The organism is Mesorhizobium sp. ESP-6-2, assembly GCF_020164675.1.
GTDB lineage: Bacteria > Pseudomonadota > Alphaproteobacteria > Rhizobiales > Rhizobiaceae > Mesorhizobium.
Window position 1 is genome coordinate 186,203 of record NZ_JAIUGT010000009.1, and the last position, 17,851, is coordinate 204,053.

A 17,851-nucleotide genomic window follows, 5' to 3' on the forward strand; every position below is an offset into this window, starting at 1 on the left:
CGACTTCATTCATTCACAACCTTGCCTCGATATCCAGGGCAGAGCATTGTGAAGGCTGGCGCGGCAAAAATGCCGCCGGAGACGCAGTTGTTTTCAACGGGCATTCTGAAGGACATTTGACCCAACTTGATAGTGCCCTTACTGCAATTTGCTTCCGCACGAATAGCATCGCCAAGAAGGTTCGCTTTCGTCTCGCGAATGCACTCTGCGGGTGACGCATAGCCGCCCTGGTTCACGTAGCCTTCATGGCACGCCGTGATGATATCGGGCTCCGTGAATTTCGCCACAGCACGTGCATGTTTGGTGTTAACGCCGGTAATCTCGATGACTGTTGCAGGCGGTTCTATGCAGCTTCTCTGCAACTCTGCACCCGCCGCCGCTGCAGCTAAGGACGAGAGGCTGGCTGCGAGAAGGATAACTCTCGTCGGGGGTATTTGTCGCAACGCCAGTGGCGAAAACGAACCCCGATGCGATTTGGCTTTATCCAAGGCCTTGCTTATCGGCATGGTTCCCTCCTCCTGATGCCAACTGTTGGTTGTGAAGTTGCCGCTAAGGCAATCGGGCGTCAAGCTGAGCAATTAGAGACAGGGCTGGCGGATGGGGCCGGGAAGAAATCGTGGCTCATCCTTGCGTTAGCATGTCGGTCGCACGTGGCGACAGGGTGCGGCAGGCTGTCGCGGATCGGAGGCTGCGCTTTGCTCGGCAGTGGCGACCCCGTGGCGACCCGAAAGGCGTGACGACTTTTCTGCTTGGCCTCAACGAGGCTTAAGGTTTTGATTTTCTTCAAGAAAAATGGTGGGCGATGCAGGGATTGAACCTGCGACCCCACCCGTGTGAAGGGTGTGCTCTCCCGCTGAGCTAATCGCCCGCTCGTTGCCCGAAGGCCAAGCGAGCCGCGATATAAGGGAGGCAGGCGCGGTAAGTCAAGGCGATGTCCGACGTTCTTGCAAGGATCGGATTTCCGGTCTTCGGCACCTATCCCGGGCGAGCCATCAGTATGCGGCGGCGGTCATCAGCCGCTCTACCAGATCCAGCGTCAGCGCGTCGAAATGCGAGATCACCGCCGAGGGCTCGAACTCGCGCACGTGGCGGTCGGTGTAGCCGAAATCGACCGCCACGACCGGAATGCCGGCCGCTTTCGCCGTGTCGATGTCGGTCTGCGAATCGCCGACCATCAGGGCGCGGTGCGGGTCGCCGCCGGCGCGCTTGATGGTTTCGGTGAGGTGGCGCGGGTCGGGTTTGCGGAAGGCGAACGTGTCCTGTCCGGCAATCGCGGCGAAGTGTTTGGTCAAGCCGAGCGCTTCGATCAGCGCCAGCGAGTTGGCCTCATATTTGTTGGTGCAGATGGCCAGGAGATAGCCTGCTTTCTCGAAGCGCGCGATCGCCTCGAGGACGCCGGGGTAGGGACGCGATTTGCCGGGGATGTTGAGGGTGTAGTGATCGAGGAACAGTTTCAGCAGCCGGTCGTGTTCCGCGACGTCGAGGGATCGTTGCTGCGCGGCGTGCGCCCGTTCGATCATGACGCGGCCGCCATGGCCGACGAAACGTTTGAAGCCGGCTTCGTCGACGGCCGTGAGCGCGCTGGCGGCAAGGCTGTGGTTGAGGCTGTCGAGCAGGTCCGGCGCTGTGTCGATCAGCGTACCGTCGAGATCGAACACGATGATCGGGCGGGTCATGATCCATCCTGGGCAGTTTATGCAATGGCAGGCGATAAAGGCTGCGGCGCGTCAAGGCAAGCGCCGGGCAGGCTCGTTCAGGCAAGCAAGCTCCCCGGACCGGGCATTCGCGACGAACCGCCGGGCATGAAAAACCCGCCAGAGCGGCGGGTCCCGGCGCAAACCTGCACCATAGGCAAATATGTAGCATAACTGCCTTCACCCAGTCAATGGCTTATAAGAAAAAATTCCTATGAATGTTGCCCGCGCATCGCTCGCCGAGCGCGCGGGCACACCATTGACGGGAGGCCGAACGTCATCAACCTACGCCGCTGCAGGACTTTGACCGGACCGGCAAAAATGGTAGGAGCCGCAAACACCAGGTTCCGGGGCGGTAAAAGCGGCATGGATGCAAGACAGTTGAAGGTCGAAGCCGCGCGGGCGGCCCTTGCCCATGTCACCGACGGCATGCGGCTCGGCATCGGCACCGGCACCACCGCCGACGAGTTCGTGCGGCTGCTTGCCGACAAGGTGGCCGCCGGCCTGACCATCATCGGCGTACCGACGTCCGAGCGCACCGCCTTGCTGTGCCGCGAGCTTGGCGTGCCGCTGTCGACGCTGGAAGAGACGCCGGAACTCGATCTCACCGTGGACGGCGCCGACGAAGTCGACCCGGCGCTGACGCTGATCAAGGGCGGCGGCGGCGCATTGCTGCGCGAGAAGATCGTCGCGGCGGCTTCCGCTCGCATGATCGTCATCGCCGATCGCTCCAAGATGGTCGAGACACTCGGCCGTTTTCCACTGCCCATCGAGGTCAACCCGTTCGGCTTGCGCGCAACCGAAATCGCGATCGGCAAGGCGGCTGCAAGGCTCGGCCTTTCCGGTCCGGTTACATTGAGGATGACGGGCGGCCAGGCTTTTGTTACAGACGGCGGCCACTTTATCCTCGATGCATCTTTTGGCCGCATTCCGGATACAAGAGCGCTATCGAATGCTCTCCACGCCATTCCCGGCGTGGTCGAGCACGGTCTTTTCATCGGGCTGGCGTCAGCGGCCATCATCGCCGGGGGCGATGGCATCCAAACCGTCCATGCCGCCTGAAAAACAGGGAGTTCTATCGACCATGATGTTGCATAACCGGGTTCGCCGCTTGTCCGTCCTTCTGGCGGCCTCGGCCGTCTTCGCCTTTTCTTCGCCGGCGTTCTCGCAGGACGTCACGGAAGCGCACCTGAAGGCGGCGCGCGCCGCGGTCACCGCGATCCATGCGACCGACCCGTTCGACAACATCCTGCCGCAGGCCGCCGCCGCCCTCGAATCGCAGCTCATCCAGAAGAACCCCGACATGCAGGAGCTGATCGCCAAGACGATCAGCGAGAAGGCGCTGGCGCTGGCCTCGCGCCGGGCCGACCTGGAGAAGGAAGCGGCCCTTGCCTATGCGAAAGTGTTTTCCGAACAGGAACTCAACGACATCGCGACCTTCTACAATTCGGACTCCGGCAAGAAGCTCCTCGAGAGCGGCCCGGCCGTGACGCGCGACCTGGTGAAGGCGGCCGATATCTGGCAGAACGGGCTTGCTCGTGACCTCGCCCAGCAGGTCGGTGAAACGCTGGCCGCGGCGGCCAAGGCGAAAGCGCCGGCAGCGCCTGCCGATGCGGCTGCGCCCGCGAATGGCGCCGCCCCCGCCGATGGGTCGGCCCCTGCCGACGACACGCAGAACTGATCCTGCCATCTCAAACGGCCCTGCGGCCATCTGTGAAGCCCGGCTTGTCCGGGCTTTTCTTTTGATGCTTTGCGGCCTACCTGTCACTCACATTTTCCGAAGCTCAAGGAGCCGCGCGATGGCCGCTTACGACTATGATCTTTTCGTCATCGGCGGCGGTTCGGGCGGGGTGAGGGCGGCGCGCGTCGCCGCCGCGCTCGGCAAGCGCGTCGGCATCGCCGAGGAGTACCGCTTCGGCGGCACCTGCGTCATCAGAGGCTGCGTGCCGAAGAAGCTCTATGTCTATGCTTCGCAATTTCCCGAGCATTTCGCCGATGCCGCCGGCTATGGCTGGACGGTGCCGGAAGCCAGTTTCGACTGGCCCACGCTGATCGCCAACAAGGATCGCGAGATCAGCCGTCTGGAGGCGATCTACAAGAGGAACGTCGAGGGCGCCGGCGGCGAGGCCTTTCACACGCGCGCCATGATCGTCGACCCGCATGTGGTGCATCTTCTGGACCAGGACCGTACCGTCACCGCCGACCAGATCCTGATCGCCACCGGCGGCCGTCCGGCGCCGCACCCGGCATTGCCCGGCCACGAACACTGCATCTTCTCCAACGAGGCCTTCGACCTCAAGCAGTTGCCCAAGTCGATCATGATCGAAGGCGGCGGCTATATCGCGGTCGAATTCGCCAACATCTTCCATGGCCTGGGCGTCGACACCACGCTGGTCTATCGCGGCAAGGAGATCCTCAGCCGATTCGACATGGACCTGCGGCGCATGCTGCACGAAACGATGGAGAAGAAGGGGATCAAGATCCTTTGCCCCGCCGTGTCGGAATGGATCCGCAAACGGCCGGACGGCCGGCTCGACGCGTTGCTCACCGGCGGCCAGTCGCTGACGGTCGACCAGGTGATGCTCGCCATCGGCCGCATCCCCAACACCGAGAATATGGGGCTGGAAGGCATCGGCATCGAGATGACCGCGACCGGAGCGATCCAGGTCGACGCGTACTCCCGCACCAACGTCGAAAATATCTGGGCGATCGGCGACGTCACCAATCGCGTGCAGCTGACGCCGGTGGCGATCCACGAGGCGATGTGCTTCGTCGAGACGGCCTTCAAGGGCAACCCGACCGCGCCGGACCACGACACGATCGCGACCGCGGTGTTCTCGCAACCCGAGATCGGCACGGTCGGCCTGTCGGAAGACGAAGCCGTCAAGTGTTTCCCCGACATCGAGATCTATCGCGCGACATTCCGGCCGATGCGGCACACCTTGTCCGGCCGCGACGAAAAGATGCTGATGAAGCTGGTGGTCGATGGCGCGTCGAAGAAGGTGCTCGGCGCGCACATATTGGGGCCGGATGCCGGCGAAATGGCGCAGCTTCTCGCCATTCCGCTGAAGGCCGGGCTGGTCAAGGATGATTTCGACCGCACCATGGCCGTGCATCCGACGGCCGCGGAAGAGCTTGTGACCATGTACAGGCCGACTTACCGCGTGAAGGATGGCGAGCGCGTCGGCTGACACAGACGCGCCGCGGCAGGATGCTTGCCGCGGCGCAGTTGGGCAGAGCTGCTACAGCAACGTGCCGCGCAGGATCACCTGCGCCACCGAGAAATAGATAACAAGCCCGGTGACATCGACCAGCGTGGCGACAAACGGCGCCGACGCGCTGGCCGGATCGAAGCCGATGCGTTTCAAGGCGAACGGCAACATCGAGCCCGACAGCGAGCCGAAGGTGACGATGCCGACCAATGCCGCTCCGACCGTCGCGGCGATCAACGGCCAGTGCGGTCCGTAGTCGTAGAAGCCGAAATACTGCCAGAGCGCGATGCGGCAGATGCCGACGACGCCGAGTATCGCCCCGAGCAGGAGGCCAGTGGGCAATTCGCGCAGCGCCACCCGCCACCAGTCGCGCAGGCCGATCTCGCGCAACGCCAACGCGCGGATGACCAGCGAGGTCGCCTGCGAGCCGGAGTTGCCGCCGGAACTCATGATCAGCGGAATGAAGAGCGTCAGCACGATCGCTTTTTCCAGCTCGCTCTCATAGCTTTGCATCGCGTTGGCCGTCAGCATCTCGCTGATGAACAGCGCGCACAGCCAGCCGGCGCGCTTCTGGATCATGGCGAGGAAGCTCATCTTCATGTAGGGCTCGTCGAGAGCCTCCATGCCGCCGAAGCGATGCACGTCCTCCGTCGTCTCCTCGATCATCGTGTCGATGATGTCGTCGATGGTGACGATGCCGAGGATCTTGCCATGGTCGACGACCGGAACGGCGAGCAGATCGTATTTGGAAATCGTCTGCGCCAGGGTTTCGCGATCGGTCAAAGGCGTGACGGTCACCGGCACGCGGTCCGGCGCCACCAACAGGATCGAATCGTCAGGCTCGCCGGTGATGAGCCGGCGCAGGCCGGTCGAGCGCATGAGCAGATGCGTCTCGGGATCGACGATGTAGATGGCGTAGACCGTTTCGCGCGTCCGCTCGACCCTTCGGATGTAGTCGAGCGTGCGGCCGACGGTCCAGTCCGAGGGCACGCTGACGAACTCCGTCGTCATGATCGAAGCGGCACTGCCTTCGGGGTAACCGAGGATCGAGAGCAGGGTTGCGCGCAGCGGCGGCGCCAGCACGCCGAGCAGCTCGGAGCGGGCGGGTTCGTCGAGATCGCGCAGGATGTCGGCCGCGCGATCGACCGACATGGCGGTGAGCAGCTTGCCCGCCTTGGCGCGAGGCAAGGCCTCCGCCAGCTCGGGCGCGCCCTCGAGCTCCGGCTGGTCGAAGATCTCGACCAGCCGTTCGAACGGCACTTCGCAAAGCAGCTCGGTCGCCGTTTCGCGCGACTCGCGGTTGAGCGCTTCGACCACGTCTGCGACATGGTCGTTTGCAAGGATGCGGGCGATGGCCACGGCCTCGTCGTCCGCTACGGGGGAAAAATCGTTCATGGTTCACTCCTTGCCGTCCGGCAAGACGTGAACCGTCGAGGTCACGTCAGGGCGGACGGCGGTTGCGTTCGACTGTGACTGTCGCCAGGCATGGCGCGGTGACCTTTCCGCTCGCGGGTTCGAGTTTGATGTCTGCGAGCGGGCGCAACATAGGAGCTCGCCTTGCCCTGTCAATCGAGGTGATCGAGGAAAATGCGGGCAACATGCCCCAGTCGCGAGACTGTGATCGCTGAAGCGTGTCGCGCCGAAACGGTAAAATGACTGGCCGGCCTATGCCGCGGCGAGTCCGGCTACTTCTGCTTCAGCCGGCGCGGGAAACGCAGCCATTTATCGTCGACCGGCCTTGGCACCGGCCCTGGCTGTGCGAGAATGGTGGTGAGCTCTGGAGGCAGGCTCGGAACCAGCGGCTTCTTGGTGGCGACGCCGTCGGCGATCGCGACGATCGAGTGGTAGAACTCGGCGCCAGTGACCGATCGCGGTGCCACCGCTTCATGCATGACGCTGATCACCGTTACATCGGGGCAGTTGTCCTTGATCGCCTGGTGGAAGGCAACCTTGCCTTCCGGATCGAGTGCGCCGGTCGCCTCGTCGAGGAACAGCAGCCCGGGTTGCTGGAGCACGATGCGGGCCACCACCAGCTTCTGTTTCTGGCCGCCGGACAGGACCTGGTCCCAGCTTTTGCCTTCGCGGCTTTCGTCGCCCATATTCTCGATGAAGTCGCCCAGGCCCGCCTTGTGCAGCGCGGACGCGACTTGCGCGTCGCCATGGTCGTGCTCGGAGCCCGGCAGGCAGACCAGCTGCTTCAGCGACACCTGCTGCAGCTTGACCTCTTGGGCGGCATAGAAACTCTTCACCCCTTCGGGGAAGACGATGGTGCCGCGGCCGTAGGGCCACAGGCCGTTAATGGCCTTGATCAGCGAGGTCTTGCCGCAGCCGGATTCGCCTTTCAGGAAGGTCCATTCGCCGCGCCGGAAGCGCAGGTTCGCCGCTACGAGGAAAGGCGTTGCGTCCTCACCCTGATGCGCCAGTTCGAGCTTCTGGATAGTCAAGCCGAAAACCGGGTTCTGGCTGGCGTAGCGGAAGTCGGAACGGCCGCTCTGGCTGTAGAATTCCTGGGGGTGCTGAACGTTCTCGATCGCATTGGCCAACTCGGTGACACGCTGGCTGTTGGCGCGCAGGGTGGCGATGGCGGGCATGACATGGATGAACCACGAACATTGGCCTATCAGCGAATTGACCAGTTCGGAGCCAGTTATGTAACCCTTCAGGTCGAAGCCGTTGTGGATGAACGGCACAAGGCCCGGCCCGTAGGCAACAATACGGGCGCCGATGAAATTGTAGATCAGCTCGAACGACATGTAGACGGTGTTGACGATGTTGAGCCGCGTCCACGTCCCGTCAATATCGCCATAGAGGCGGCCATGCATGGTCCTCTGCACGCCTTCGCCGCCCGAGGCCGCGACATGGAAGCTGCGGCGCAGGAATGTCGTCAGCTCGCCACGGTAACTGCCTTCGGCCTGCTGCATCCTGACATTGAGACGCTCGAGCATGCCACCGAGCTTCACCGCGATCCAGGTGTTGAGCGGCACGTAGATGGCGACGGCAAGGAGGGCGAGGATGGCGCTGCCATAACTGCCGAGGAATTCAAGCCCCTTCACCTCGACCGAGGTTTCGAGCAGCTTCTGGCCGACGAAATAGAGCGAGGTGGCGACACCCAGCACGCCCATGGCCAGGCCGATCGCGCCACCGGTCATGTCCTTGATCGATTCCTGGACGCGCTGATCGATGTTGTCGGGGGCCGGCGCGCCATTGCCGGTCGACGCATGCTGGGCGTGGAAATGGGTGTGGTTGCCGTCCAGCAGCGCCTCGTTGAAACGGCTGTCGAGCCAACCGCGCCATTTGCGGTGCAAGGTTGCCGATACGAGATTGCGGATGCCGGTGAAGCCCGCGTCCTTGAGCACCACCAGCAGCACCAGGATACCGGCATTGGCCAAAAGCGTCTGGAGCGGGGTGGTGTTGGCGGCGTCGTGGAAGAAGGCGATCGAGTTGACCAGTTCCCCGGATGCTTCTGCGAACCAGACGCCGGCCTTGCTGGACAGAGCGGTGAGCAGCGCGATCACCAGCGTCAGCGTCCAGGCCTCCTTCCACCGGTCCGAGACCCAGTAGGCCCGCATCAGGCCCCAGAAGCTGCGCATCGAGGAAACCGGGGTCAGAAGCGATCGCCTTGCGGCATCGCTGTGTAGTCCATCCGTTCCTGACAGTTGCGGTGGTCTGCCGACCCGAATCACAATCCCGCCCAAACCTTTTTTGTTTTGTTACGGATGGTAACACCAATTGATCATTTTCCATTAATTTTTATAGGGATGCAGCGGGATTGAAGTGGAGGCCGTGGCTGCAGGGCAACAGGTTCGGCTTCCCGAGCGTCGCGCCAAAGCCGACGAAAAGGGGATTTAAGCTAGTGATGTCAGGTAATTACGCGGCATCAGAGCGCGGCGTTTCTACCTTCCCTTAGGGAAAGCAGTCGCACGAATTTGTGACCCGCTTGGCCTGCCCGGCAAGCCGGCTTTTCATCCCAGGCTAATCAAAATTCCGGAAAACACGTCGCCCCTGGACGGCTGATTCTTCGCCGGCATGTCCACGCCGGAGGTCCGGAAATGACCTGACACGCTGGGCAAGCCGTCGATCGACCGGACCGGCGGCATCAGCGCAGACCGCGAGGCCGGGAAAGCCAACGTGATCGCGGAACCCACCGGCCAGGCGTTGCCTCACGCCCGGGCAGGGCTGTTTGAAAATCCTGCGTTGAAGGTCGGGCTCAATCGACTTTTTCCAGTTCGCCACGCGCCTTGGCGGCGGCTACCTGGCGGATGGCGTCGGCGAGCGTGTCGACGTCCTGCGCGCCCATCACCGCATATTTTCCCTCCAGCAGGAAGCATGGCACGCCTGATATGCCCATGCGCGACGCGGTGGCGATCTCGGTGCGAACCGCCTCGACATCGGCATCGGTCGGCAAGAGCGTCTCGACAACGGATGCATCCATTCCGGTCTCGCGCGCCGCCTCGACCAGCACGGCGTGATCGCCGATGTTGGCGCCTTCTTCGAAGTTCAGTTGGAACAGGCGGCGCACCAGCCGGTTCTGCACGTCCTCGCCGGCCGCACCGGCCCAGCGAATGACGCGATGGGCATCAAGCGTGTTGGGCGCGACCTTGATGGCGCCGAAAGCGAAGGAAATGCCTTCGGCTTCACCGAGCGGCTCGATCCGGGCGTGAATCTGGCGAATGTGTTCGTCGCTGCCGAACTTGGCCAGCATGTACTCGCGGCGATCCTTGCCTTCCGGCGGAATGGTCGGGTCGAGCTGGAACGGCCGCCAGCGTATATGCACATCCACCTCGCCGGCGGCGGCGACCGCCTTGTCCAGCCGCTTCTGGCCGATGAAGCACCATGGGCAGACGACGTCGGATACCACGTCGACGGTGATCGCATTCGCTTGGCTCATCTCGATCTCCTGAACGTTTGGGTGCCGTGCACTTCCCCGAGAACCGGGCTTCCACTCCTCGGGCCCATGCTCAGTTCGGCTTGCGCCACCAGGTCGGCAACTGGTAACCGAATATGGGCGTCTTTTGCGGATGGTCCAGATAATTCCAGTAAGCGATCCATTGCTGCGTGTTGTACTGCATCGGCACCATGTAATTGCCGGAGATCAGCAGCCGGTCGAGTACGCGCACGGCGGCGACGTAGTCCTCCTTGGTACGGGCGCGCAACATGGCCTCGATCGCAGCGTCCACCGCGGGATCGGCGACGCCGGCGAGGTTGAACGAACCTTCAGCCTTGGCGGCGGAGGATGACCAACGCCCGATCTGCTCGATGCCGGGCGAGAGCGAATTGTTGAAGCCGCTCGACCCGATCAGCACCTCGAAATCGAAACGCTGCTTGCGCGATTGGATCTGATCGCCGTCGAGGCTGCGGATGGAGACATCGATGCCGATCTTTTCCAGCGTGCGCTGATAAATGCCGGCGAGACGCTCCTCGTCCTGCGAGGCCGTCAGGATCTCGAAGCCGAAGGGCTTGCCTTCGGGGTCGAGCATCGTGCCGCCCTGCAGGTGGTAGCCGACGCTTTTCAGGAGATCGAAGGCAGCCTTCAGCACCTTGCGGTCCTGGCCCGAGCCATCAGTCACCGGCGGCCGCCAGGTTCCGTCCATGACGTCGGCCGGCACGCGGCCGGGGTAGGGCGCCAGCAACGCCTTTTCCCTGTCGTCGGCCGGATGGCCGAGCGCGGAAAGCTCGGAATTCTGCCAATAGCTCATCGTGCGCGCGTATTTGCCGCCAAACAGGTTCTTGTTGGCCCATTCGAAGTCGTAGAGCATGCCGAGCGCCCGACGCACCATGGGATTCGAGAATTTCGGCAGCCTCGTGTTGAACAGGAAACCGGTCACGACGGGCGGAATGCCGGTATCGAAGTTTTCGGCAACCACCTCACCCCTATGGAAGGCGGGAAAATCCAGATCGCGTTCGCGCTTCACCGGATCGCTATCGTCGTCGATGGCGCAAAGGCCTTTCTTGAACGCCTCGAGCTTGGCATTGGCGTTGAGGAAATATTCGATGGTGATCTGGTCGTAATTGTCGAAGCCGCGCTTGGCCGGAACATCCTTGCCCCAATAGTCCGGGTTGCGCTTGAAGACGATGCGCTGGCCGGGCGTCACCTGTGCGATCCTGTAGGGGCCGCTGCCGATCAACGGCTTCAGCGTCGTCCTGTCGAAAGTCTCGATGTCGAAGGCGTGCTTGGGAATGATCGGCGTCAGCGCGATGATCAGCGGAAACTCGCGATCGGCCTTGTCGTTGAAGGTGAACCGCACGCTGTGATCGCCGGTCTTCTCAAGCTTGGCAATCCTGGCCATGCGGTCGCTGTAGGGCGGACGGCCTTTCTGCGTATAGGCATCATAGGTGAACAGCACGTCCTCCGGCGTCACCGGCTGGCCGTCCGACCATTTTGCATTCGGGTTGAGATGGAATTCGATGCTCTTGCGCTCGGGATCCATGTCGGCCGACTCGGCAAGCAAGCCATAGAGCGTGAAGGCCTCGTCGGCATTGCGCTGCATCAGCGGCTCGAAGACCAGATTGCCGAAGATCGTGTCCATCATGCCGCGCGCCGTGGTGCGCAGGCTCTTCAGGATGAAGGGGTTGAGATTGTCGAAACTGCCGACGACGCAATAGGTGATGCTGCCGCCCTTCGGCGCGTCGGGATTGACGTAGTCGAAATGCGCATAGTTGGGCGGTAGGGCCGGCTCACCCTGCATGGCAATTGCATATCTGGGTTCCGACGCCGCTGGCTGGGACGAAAGGACGAAAAATGATGTCGCGGTGATCAGCCAAACGAGAACGCGGCCCATGACCGTCTCCTTACCGGGTCGGCTTGATGATTCGGTGCGCACCCTAGCATGAGGCACCGCCAATGTTCGTTGCCAAGAATCGCAGATTGCAGGCTGGATTCGGCACCGCTTGCAGTGTAACACGCCGTCCGAAGTCATTCTGTTGCCTCATTTCGGCAACAGGTAGCTGGACCACACGGCGCGAAGAAGCCGGTCCCGGGATCATTTGAGAGGAAGTGCACGACATGACGAGCCTGAACAGCAATGCGTACCGCCTGTCGGTCATGGCCGCTGGCGTGATCGGCTTTCTGGGCGCGGCAATTCCCGTTGCTTCCGCACAGCAGCAACAACAGATCCCGCAGGGCTGGTTCAAGGCTTGCACAAAGCAGGAAGACGTCGACATCTGCAACGTGCAGAACATCACCACCGCCGGCAACGGCCAGTTGGTCACCGGCGTGAGCCTGATCGAGCTGAAAGGCAAGGTGAACCGCAAGGTGTTCCAGGTGACGGTTCCGACCGGTCGTCTGGTTGGTGCCGGCATTGGCCTCCAGATCGATACCGGCAAAACGCAGAAGCTTGAATATGTGGTCTGCTTCCCCGACCGCTGCGTTGCGGAAGTACCGCTGACCGATCAGCTCGTCGCCTCCTTCAAGAAGGGCCAGGCGATCACCTTGACCTCGATCAATTTCCAGAACCAGCCCAATCCGATCAAGGTCGCGCTGCAGGGTTTCAGCGGCGCCTATGACGGCCCGCCGCTGCAGCAGTCGGACATCGAGGACCGGCAGAAGAAGCTCCAGGATTTCGTCGCCAAGAACAACCAGGACTTCGCCAAGAAGCTCAAGGAAGAGCAGGACAAGGCGAAGACCGCGAACTGATCGGTTCGGGCATTCTCAAAGTCACACAAAAAGCGGGGTCATGCCCCGCTTTTTTGCTTCTGCACCTGACCTGGCTGATCAGTGCCTGGACTGCCGTTTCGGCTCGTAGCGCCCGTCCGGCTTTTTGTCGAACATCTCGTTGATCTGTGGATGGCGGACCGGTTCTCCCGACTGGTCCTCAAGCAAATTCTGCTCGGACACATAGGCGATGTATTCGGTTTCCGAATTCTCGGCGAGCAGATGGTAGAACGGCTGGTCCTTGCGCGGGCGCACGTCGACGGGGATGGCCTCGTACCATTCGTCCGTATTGGCGAATTGCGGATCGACGTCGAAAATGATTCCCCGGAACGGAAACAGCCGATGGCGAACCACCTGTCCGATCGCGAATTTGGCTGTTTTCATCGTACTCACCACTGAATTCCTTGGCTTTATTTGGCGCAGACTCCGAGTCAATTCAATCCCGAAGCGTTTGTGCGTCCTCAAGCTGCCTATGATGCGGAGCAAAGATTTTGGGCGGGCGGCCGGCCATCGATGCCTGCCGGCAGCAAATGTGTTCGTAAGCTCACCGCTGGCGCGCTTGCTTCCCCAGGCCTCCGCCAAGCGCCGCAAACCCGCTGCCGGGACGGAGCCCTTCGCGCATGAAGAAAGCGCGAAGCGGTGCAAAACCGCCAAGCACGCCGAGCCCGGCGCCGCGCGCCATCTGCGCCGGCAACATGTCGGAAAGCAGCGACATGTTCAGCAGATTGACCGCGCTGCTGCGCGCCAGAATATCGGGCCGGCGCTTGAAGTCATAGACGGCGAGGGCTTTCGCGGTCCCTGGGTCTTCATAATTTTCATTCGCGATTCCAATAAGATCGTCGATATCCCTAATGCCGAGGTTGAGCCCTTGTGCGCCGATCGGCGGAAATACGTGGGCGGCTTCGCCGACAAGCGCCACCCGGTCGCGCGCAAAGCGCAGCGGCGTCGCGGTTGCGAGCGGATAGACCTGCCGGCCCGGCTCGACCGTCACCCGGCCCAGCATCGACTGCATCCGCTGTTCGACCCGCAGCGACAACGTCGCATCATCCAGCGCGGCGAGTTCCTTGGCGGTCTCGGGCTTTACCACCCAGACCAGGCTCGAGCGGTTGCCGGGCAGCGGAACCTGCGTGAACGGACCGGTTTCGGTATGGAGCTCGGTCGAGGTGAAGGCATGATCGCGGCCGTGAGCGAAATTGAGCACCAGCGCTGCCTGGGGATAAGTCCGCGCGGCAGTCGAGATTCCCGCCGCCTGGCGCGCCGGCGACAGGCGCCCGTCGGCGGCAACCGCCAGGGACGCCTCGATCACGCTGCCGTCGGCAAGGGCCGCGCGCGCCTTGTCCGCGCCGAGATGCCAGGCGTCGACCATGGATGTCAGCCATGCGATCCCGGAATGCGCGCCAACCCTGCCGGCGAGCGCGGGAATGAGGACGCTGTTGGGCAGGTTGAGCCCGAACTGATCCTCGTCGATCTCGCTGGCGCGGAAAGTGACGACCGGACTGCGGATCAACCGGCTGGTCGCGTCGACGATGCGCATTACCTTGAGAGGGGCGGCCTGTGGCTTGATGTCGGCGAGGACGCCCAGCCGCTCAAGCACCTTCAAGGCAGGGTTCATCAGAGCCGTCGTGCGGCCATCGGGGGCGGCTGCCTCCGGCCCGACGAGCGTCACCGGGAAGCCGGCATCAGCGAAACCGAGCGCGGCGATCAGCCCTGCCGGCCCCGTGCCTGCGATGAGTATCCGTGCTGTTTTCTGATGCTCCAAGATCGGCTTCCGGCTTGCAATGCTAGGCAGCCCACGCGACCCGCCACTCGATGAGCATATAGGTCAGGTCATACAGCTTGATCAACGGGGCGATTCGGCCCATTCGAAGGTCATGACCGGCCGCCAGGACGACTTCAGCCATCTCGACAGCGCAGGCCGTGCGACGGCCGATATCGCGCGCAACCCGCGTTTGACGGTGAACCTCGTTGTCGGCGCCGGCATCCTGCTTGCCTGGCTGTCCCTGGCCGCAATGGCGATCCGCGCCGCGGAGGGACGCGCCGCGGGTATCGGCGCGCCCGGCGACGCCTTGTTGAAAACCCTGCCGCAGCTGCCGTTGCCCGATTCCCTGGCCCGGTTCTTCGCGCTGTGCCTCTCGGCCGCGCCCCTGGACGGAGATATCGGCCCGCGCGCCGCTGCGCTGACGGCAATGTGGTTCCTGATGGCGACCGCGACGATGCTGCCCTCGGCGGCGCCGATGATCCGAACCTATTGCGAGATCGCCGATACGGCCAGGATCAGGCATGAGCCGGTCGTCCATCCGCTGGTGCTGGTATCAGGCTATCTCTCGATATGGCTGGCCGCGTCGGCTGGGTTTGCGGCGCTGACGCTCGCCCTCGATGCGTTCGCCTCGTCAGGCCAGATGCTCGATCCAGTCCTGGGCATTGCCGGTGCCGTCGCCCTGCTGGTTGCCGGCTTCTACCAGTTCAGCGGCTTGAAGGAGGCCTGCCTGAAGAAATGCAGGAACCCGTTCGCGATCCTGTTTTCCAACTGGAGCGCGCGGCCTACAGCCATTTTCAGGCTCGGCGTCGCGCAAGGCATCTGGTGCCTTGGCTGTTGCTGGGCACTGATGCTGGTGATGTTCGCCGTGGGCGTGATGAACGTCTTCTGGATGGCGCTGATCGGCCTGTTCACCCTGATCGAAAAACAAACCGCAAGCAGGCTTCCTACCCGGCTGGCCGGTGCGATACTGCTTGTCTGGGCAGCCGCGCTGCTAGTAGTCTCGCTATGAGTGGGGGAAACTCGATGACGGATCCGAGCTGGGCAATGAAAGGGGAGCTCGTACTCTCCTGCAATTGCACGGTTTTTTGCCCTTGCGTGCTGTCGCTGGGCAGCCATCCTCCGACCGAAGGCTATTGCCAGACCTGGGCGGGTTTCCGTATCGATGCCGGTCATTTCGGAGAGGTCGACCTGTCAGGCCTTAATCTCGGGCTGATCATGGAAATCCCCGGCTATATGAGTCGCGGCAACTGGACCGCTGGCCTGTTCATCGACGCCAGAGCCTCGATCTACGCCGTCAAGGCGTTGACGAAGATCTTCACCGGCAAGGCGGGCGGGACGACGTCGCTGCTTTCGATCCTCGTCGGCAAATTCCTCGGTGTCGAACAAGTGCCGATTACCTATGAGACACGCGACAAGACGCGTATCTTCCAGATACCGAAGATCATCGATGGGGCGGTCACGCCAATTGTCGGCAAGGACCGCGACAAGGACACCGTGATCAGCAATTCGGAATATTGGATCGCGCCGGAGATCATCGTGGCCAAGTCCGACAGGAGCAAGATGCGAGCCTTTGGTCGCAACTGGAATTTCGGCGGCCGTTCAGCCGAAATCTGCAAGCTGGACTGGCAGGGCCCGTGAGCAAGAACACAACGGCCAGGAAAGCCGCCAAGAAAATCGCCGACCGGATTCCGCGGCCGAAGAAGAAAGTCACCTGGCCGCAGGCGCGCGCCTTTTCGGTGCATCTCCTGACTGCCTCCGGCTCGTTCCTGGCCTTCCTGTCGCTGGTGGCGGCGAGCGAGGAGCGCTGGACGGCCATGTTCTGGTGGCTGGGGCTGGCGCTGTTCGTCGACGGCATAGACGGGCCGATCGCGCGCAAGCTCGAGGTCAAGGAAATCCTGCCGACATGGTCGGGCGAGCTCCTCGACAACATCATCGACTATGTCACCTATGTGCTGATCCCGGCCTTCGCGCTCTATCAGCGCGGCTTCATGGGCGAGGGCCTGTCGTTCCTGTCGGCGGCCATCATCGTAGTGTCCAGCGCGATCTACTATGCAGACACCGGCATGAAGACGAAGGAGAATTTCTTCAAGGGATTTCCCGTTGTCTGGAACATGGTGGTGTTCACGCTGTTCGTCATCGAGCCGGGACAATGGGTCTCGTTCGCGGTGGTGGTGGTGGCGGGCATCCTGACATTCGTTCCGATCAACTTCATCCATCCGGTTCGGGTGGTGCGGCTGCGGCGCATCAATCTCGCGATGACCCTTTTGTGGTGCGCTTTCGGCGCGCTTGCGCTTGCGCAAGCGGCACTCGCGGCCTTCTATGACCAGATCGGTGTGCTGGGCGCGCAGGTCAGCACCTTCATAAAGATTGGCATTACCGTTACCGGGCTCTATCTCGCCTGTATCGGTGGCATCATGCAGTTCTTTCCAAATCTCGGTGCCAAAAAAGCCTGATCGGCAAATTTCTCAAGGAAGCCCACCATGCCTAAAGCAGTCCGCATCCACGCCCATGGCGGTCCGGAAGTCCTGGCCTATGAGGACACCGATCCCGGGCAACCGGGATCGGGGCAGATCCTGGTCAGGCACACGGCAATCGGCCTCAATTTCATCGACGTCTATTATCGCTCCGGTCTTTATCCGCCGCCCGGCGGGTTTCCGCTCATTCCCGGCAGCGAAGCCGCCGGTTCAGTGCTGGCAGTGGGCGAGGGCGTCGACTGGCTGAAGCCTGGCGACCGGATCGCCTATGCCGTCGCCACAGGCGCTTATGCGCAGGAGCGCGTCATCGATGCCAGCAAGGTCGTCAAGGTGCCGGACGGCATCAGCGACGAGCAGGCGGCAGCGATGATGCTGAAAGGCATGACCGCCGAATATCTCTTGCGCAGGACCTTCAAAGTCAAGGCAGGCGACACCATCCTGTTCCATGCGGCAGCCGGCGGCGTCGGGCTCATTCTCGGCCAATGGGCGAAGCATCTGGGCGCGACCGTTATCGGCACGGCAAGCTCGACCGACAAGATCGAGCTCGCCAAGGCACACGGCTTCGACCATGTCATCAATTACAAGGAGCAGGATTTCGTCGCCGGCGTTGCGGCCATCACCGGCGGCAGGAAATGCGATGTCGTCTATGACTCCGTCGGCAACGACACATTCCCGGCCTCGCTCGACTGCCTGAAGCCGCTCGGCATGTTCGTCAGCTTCGGCCAGTCGTCGGGACCGATCCCGCCATTCTCGATGTCGCTGCTGGCGCAGAAAGGCTCCTTGTTCGCCACGAGGCCGACGTTGTTCGTCTACAATGCAAAACGCGAGGATCTGGACGCCTCGGCCGCGGCTTTGTTCGAGGTCGTGCTCAGCGGCGCCGTCGAGATCAAGATCAACCAGCGCTATGCACTGAAGGATGCGGGCAAGGCCCATGCGGATCTCGAAGGCCGCCGGACCACGGGTACGACCATACTGGTTCCCTGACGGGAACTGCCCTGGTTTTCATCTCTCTGCCGCAGGTCTGGGCACGGTTTGCGCGAAAAGCCGGCCCGCCGCGTGGT

At 62.5% G+C, this 17,851-nt stretch carries 16 protein-coding genes and 1 tRNA gene; 8 read left to right on the forward strand and 9 right to left on the reverse strand.

Annotated elements, in window-relative coordinates:
- Positions 1–5: 5 nt before the first annotated feature.
- The 3 genes from LB532_RS22810 to LB532_RS22820 all read right to left on the reverse strand — a co-directional run bounded on the left by LB532_RS22810 (position 6) and on the right by LB532_RS22820 (position 1,676).
- Entirely contained in the window at positions 6–506 is a 501-nt protein-coding gene (locus tag LB532_RS22810) for a hypothetical protein (protein ID WP_224557230.1), read from the reverse strand.
- 287 nt (positions 507–793) lie between these two features.
- Positions 794–868: transfer RNA gene (locus LB532_RS22815), tRNA-Val, on the reverse strand.
- 124 nt (positions 869–992) lie between these two features.
- Positions 993–1,676 (reverse strand): phosphoglycolate phosphatase, encoded by a 684-nt coding sequence (locus LB532_RS22820; RefSeq protein WP_140638138.1) that lies wholly within the window; start codon positions 1,674–1,676, stop codon positions 993–995.
- A gap of 384 nt (positions 1,677–2,060) precedes the next feature.
- Between LB532_RS22820 and rpiA the strand changes: the two genes are divergently transcribed.
- From rpiA to gor, 3 genes are all read left to right on the forward strand, one after another.
- Positions 2,061–2,756, forward strand: a complete 696-nt coding sequence (gene rpiA, locus LB532_RS22825; RefSeq protein ID WP_140638137.1) for a ribose-5-phosphate isomerase RpiA — start codon at positions 2,061–2,063, stop codon at positions 2,754–2,756.
- A 22-nt stretch (positions 2,757–2,778) separates the two neighbouring features.
- Positions 2,779–3,375, forward strand: coding sequence for a DUF2059 domain-containing protein (locus LB532_RS22830; protein ID WP_140638136.1), 597 nt, complete (start codon positions 2,779–2,781; stop codon positions 3,373–3,375).
- Positions 3,376–3,493: 118 nt separating this feature from the next.
- Positions 3,494–4,885 (forward strand): glutathione-disulfide reductase, encoded by a 1,392-nt coding sequence (gor, locus tag LB532_RS22835; protein ID WP_140638135.1) that lies wholly within the window; start codon positions 3,494–3,496, stop codon positions 4,883–4,885.
- A gap of 51 nt (positions 4,886–4,936) precedes the next feature.
- On the opposite strand, the gene mgtE is transcribed toward gor, so the two are convergent.
- From mgtE to LB532_RS22855, 4 genes are all read right to left on the reverse strand, one after another.
- Positions 4,937–6,301, reverse strand: coding sequence for a magnesium transporter (gene mgtE, locus LB532_RS22840; protein WP_140638134.1), 1,365 nt, complete (start codon positions 6,299–6,301; stop codon positions 4,937–4,939).
- Positions 6,302–6,591: 290 nt separating this feature from the next.
- Positions 6,592–8,496 carry an ABC transporter ATP-binding protein/permease gene (locus tag LB532_RS22845; protein WP_181169262.1) on the reverse strand — a complete coding sequence of 635 codons (1,905 nt, stop codon included), beginning with the start codon at positions 8,494–8,496 and terminating at the stop codon, positions 6,592–6,594.
- Between the two features lie 617 nt (positions 8,497–9,113).
- The gene (locus LB532_RS22850) at positions 9,114–9,794 is read right to left on the reverse strand and encodes a DsbA family oxidoreductase (RefSeq protein ID WP_140638132.1); all 681 of its coding nucleotides are present in this window, start codon (positions 9,792–9,794) and stop codon (positions 9,114–9,116) included.
- Between the two features lie 70 nt (positions 9,795–9,864).
- Positions 9,865–11,685: an extracellular solute-binding protein gene (locus LB532_RS22855; RefSeq protein ID WP_140638131.1), complete on the reverse strand. Its 1,821-nt coding sequence runs from the start codon at positions 11,683–11,685 to the stop codon at positions 9,865–9,867.
- Between the two features lie 224 nt (positions 11,686–11,909).
- Here LB532_RS22855 and LB532_RS22860 point away from each other — a divergent pair, with 224 nt between their 5' ends.
- Positions 11,910–12,539, forward strand: coding sequence for an invasion associated locus B family protein (locus LB532_RS22860; RefSeq protein WP_140638130.1), 630 nt, complete (start codon positions 11,910–11,912; stop codon positions 12,537–12,539).
- Between the two features lie 78 nt (positions 12,540–12,617).
- On the opposite strand, the gene hspQ is transcribed toward LB532_RS22860, so the two are convergent.
- Positions 12,618–12,941, reverse strand: a complete 324-nt coding sequence (gene hspQ, locus LB532_RS22865) for a heat shock protein HspQ (protein WP_181169261.1) — start codon at positions 12,939–12,941, stop codon at positions 12,618–12,620.
- 160 nt (positions 12,942–13,101) lie between these two features.
- A complete protein-coding gene (locus LB532_RS22870) occupies positions 13,102–14,316 on the reverse strand; it encodes a UbiH/UbiF family hydroxylase (RefSeq protein ID WP_140638129.1) in 1,215 nt (404 codons plus the stop codon).
- Between the two features lie 112 nt (positions 14,317–14,428).
- On the opposite strand from LB532_RS22870, the gene LB532_RS22875 reads away from it, so the two are divergent.
- The 4 genes from LB532_RS22875 to LB532_RS22890 are packed head-to-tail and all read left to right on the forward strand — an operon-like array spanning position 14,429 to position 17,774.
- Positions 14,429–15,325, forward strand: a complete 897-nt coding sequence (locus LB532_RS22875) for a DUF2182 domain-containing protein (RefSeq protein ID WP_181169260.1) — start codon at positions 14,429–14,431, stop codon at positions 15,323–15,325.
- 14 nt (positions 15,326–15,339) lie between these two features.
- Positions 15,340–15,954, forward strand: coding sequence for a DUF1326 domain-containing protein (locus LB532_RS22880; RefSeq protein ID WP_140638128.1), 615 nt, complete (start codon positions 15,340–15,342; stop codon positions 15,952–15,954).
- The gene (pcsA, locus tag LB532_RS22885) at positions 15,951–16,769 is read left to right on the forward strand and encodes a phosphatidylcholine synthase (protein ID WP_140498605.1); all 819 of its coding nucleotides are present in this window, start codon (positions 15,951–15,953) and stop codon (positions 16,767–16,769) included. Before LB532_RS22880 ends, pcsA begins: the two co-directional genes overlap by 4 nt.
- A gap of 27 nt (positions 16,770–16,796) precedes the next feature.
- Complete coding sequence (locus tag LB532_RS22890; RefSeq protein ID WP_140638127.1) at positions 16,797–17,774, forward strand: quinone oxidoreductase family protein; 978 nt, start codon at positions 16,797–16,799, stop codon at positions 17,772–17,774.
- Positions 17,775–17,851 lie beyond the last annotated feature (77 nt).

Coding starts and splice junctions, on each gene's coding strand:
- LB532_RS22810 (WP_224557230.1), bottom strand. CDS start 506: ATGCCGATAAGCAAGGCCTTGGATAAAGCCAAATCGCATCGGGGTTCG.
- LB532_RS22820 (WP_140638138.1), bottom strand. CDS start 1,676: ATGACCCGCCCGATCATCGTGTTCGATCTCGACGGTACGCTGATCGAC.
- rpiA (WP_140638137.1), top strand. CDS start 2,061: ATGGATGCAAGACAGTTGAAGGTCGAAGCCGCGCGGGCGGCCCTTGCC.
- LB532_RS22830 (WP_140638136.1), top strand. CDS start 2,779: ATGATGTTGCATAACCGGGTTCGCCGCTTGTCCGTCCTTCTGGCGGCC.
- gor (WP_140638135.1), top strand. CDS start 3,494: ATGGCCGCTTACGACTATGATCTTTTCGTCATCGGCGGCGGTTCGGGC.
- mgtE (WP_140638134.1), bottom strand. CDS start 6,301: ATGAACGATTTTTCCCCCGTAGCGGACGACGAGGCCGTGGCCATCGCC.
- LB532_RS22845 (WP_181169262.1), bottom strand. CDS start 8,496: ATGCGCAGCTTCTGGGGCCTGATGCGGGCCTACTGGGTCTCGGACCGG.
- LB532_RS22850 (WP_140638132.1), bottom strand. CDS start 9,794: ATGAGCCAAGCGAATGCGATCACCGTCGACGTGGTATCCGACGTCGTC.
- LB532_RS22855 (WP_140638131.1), bottom strand. CDS start 11,685: ATGGGCCGCGTTCTCGTTTGGCTGATCACCGCGACATCATTTTTCGTC.
- LB532_RS22860 (WP_140638130.1), top strand. CDS start 11,910: ATGACGAGCCTGAACAGCAATGCGTACCGCCTGTCGGTCATGGCCGCT.
- hspQ (WP_181169261.1), bottom strand. CDS start 12,941: ATGAAAACAGCCAAATTCGCGATCGGACAGGTGGTTCGCCATCGGCTG.
- LB532_RS22875 (WP_181169260.1), top strand. CDS start 14,429: ATGACCGGCCGCCAGGACGACTTCAGCCATCTCGACAGCGCAGGCCGT.
- LB532_RS22880 (WP_140638128.1), top strand. CDS start 15,340: ATGACGGATCCGAGCTGGGCAATGAAAGGGGAGCTCGTACTCTCCTGC.
- LB532_RS22890 (WP_140638127.1), top strand. CDS start 16,797: ATGCCTAAAGCAGTCCGCATCCACGCCCATGGCGGTCCGGAAGTCCTG.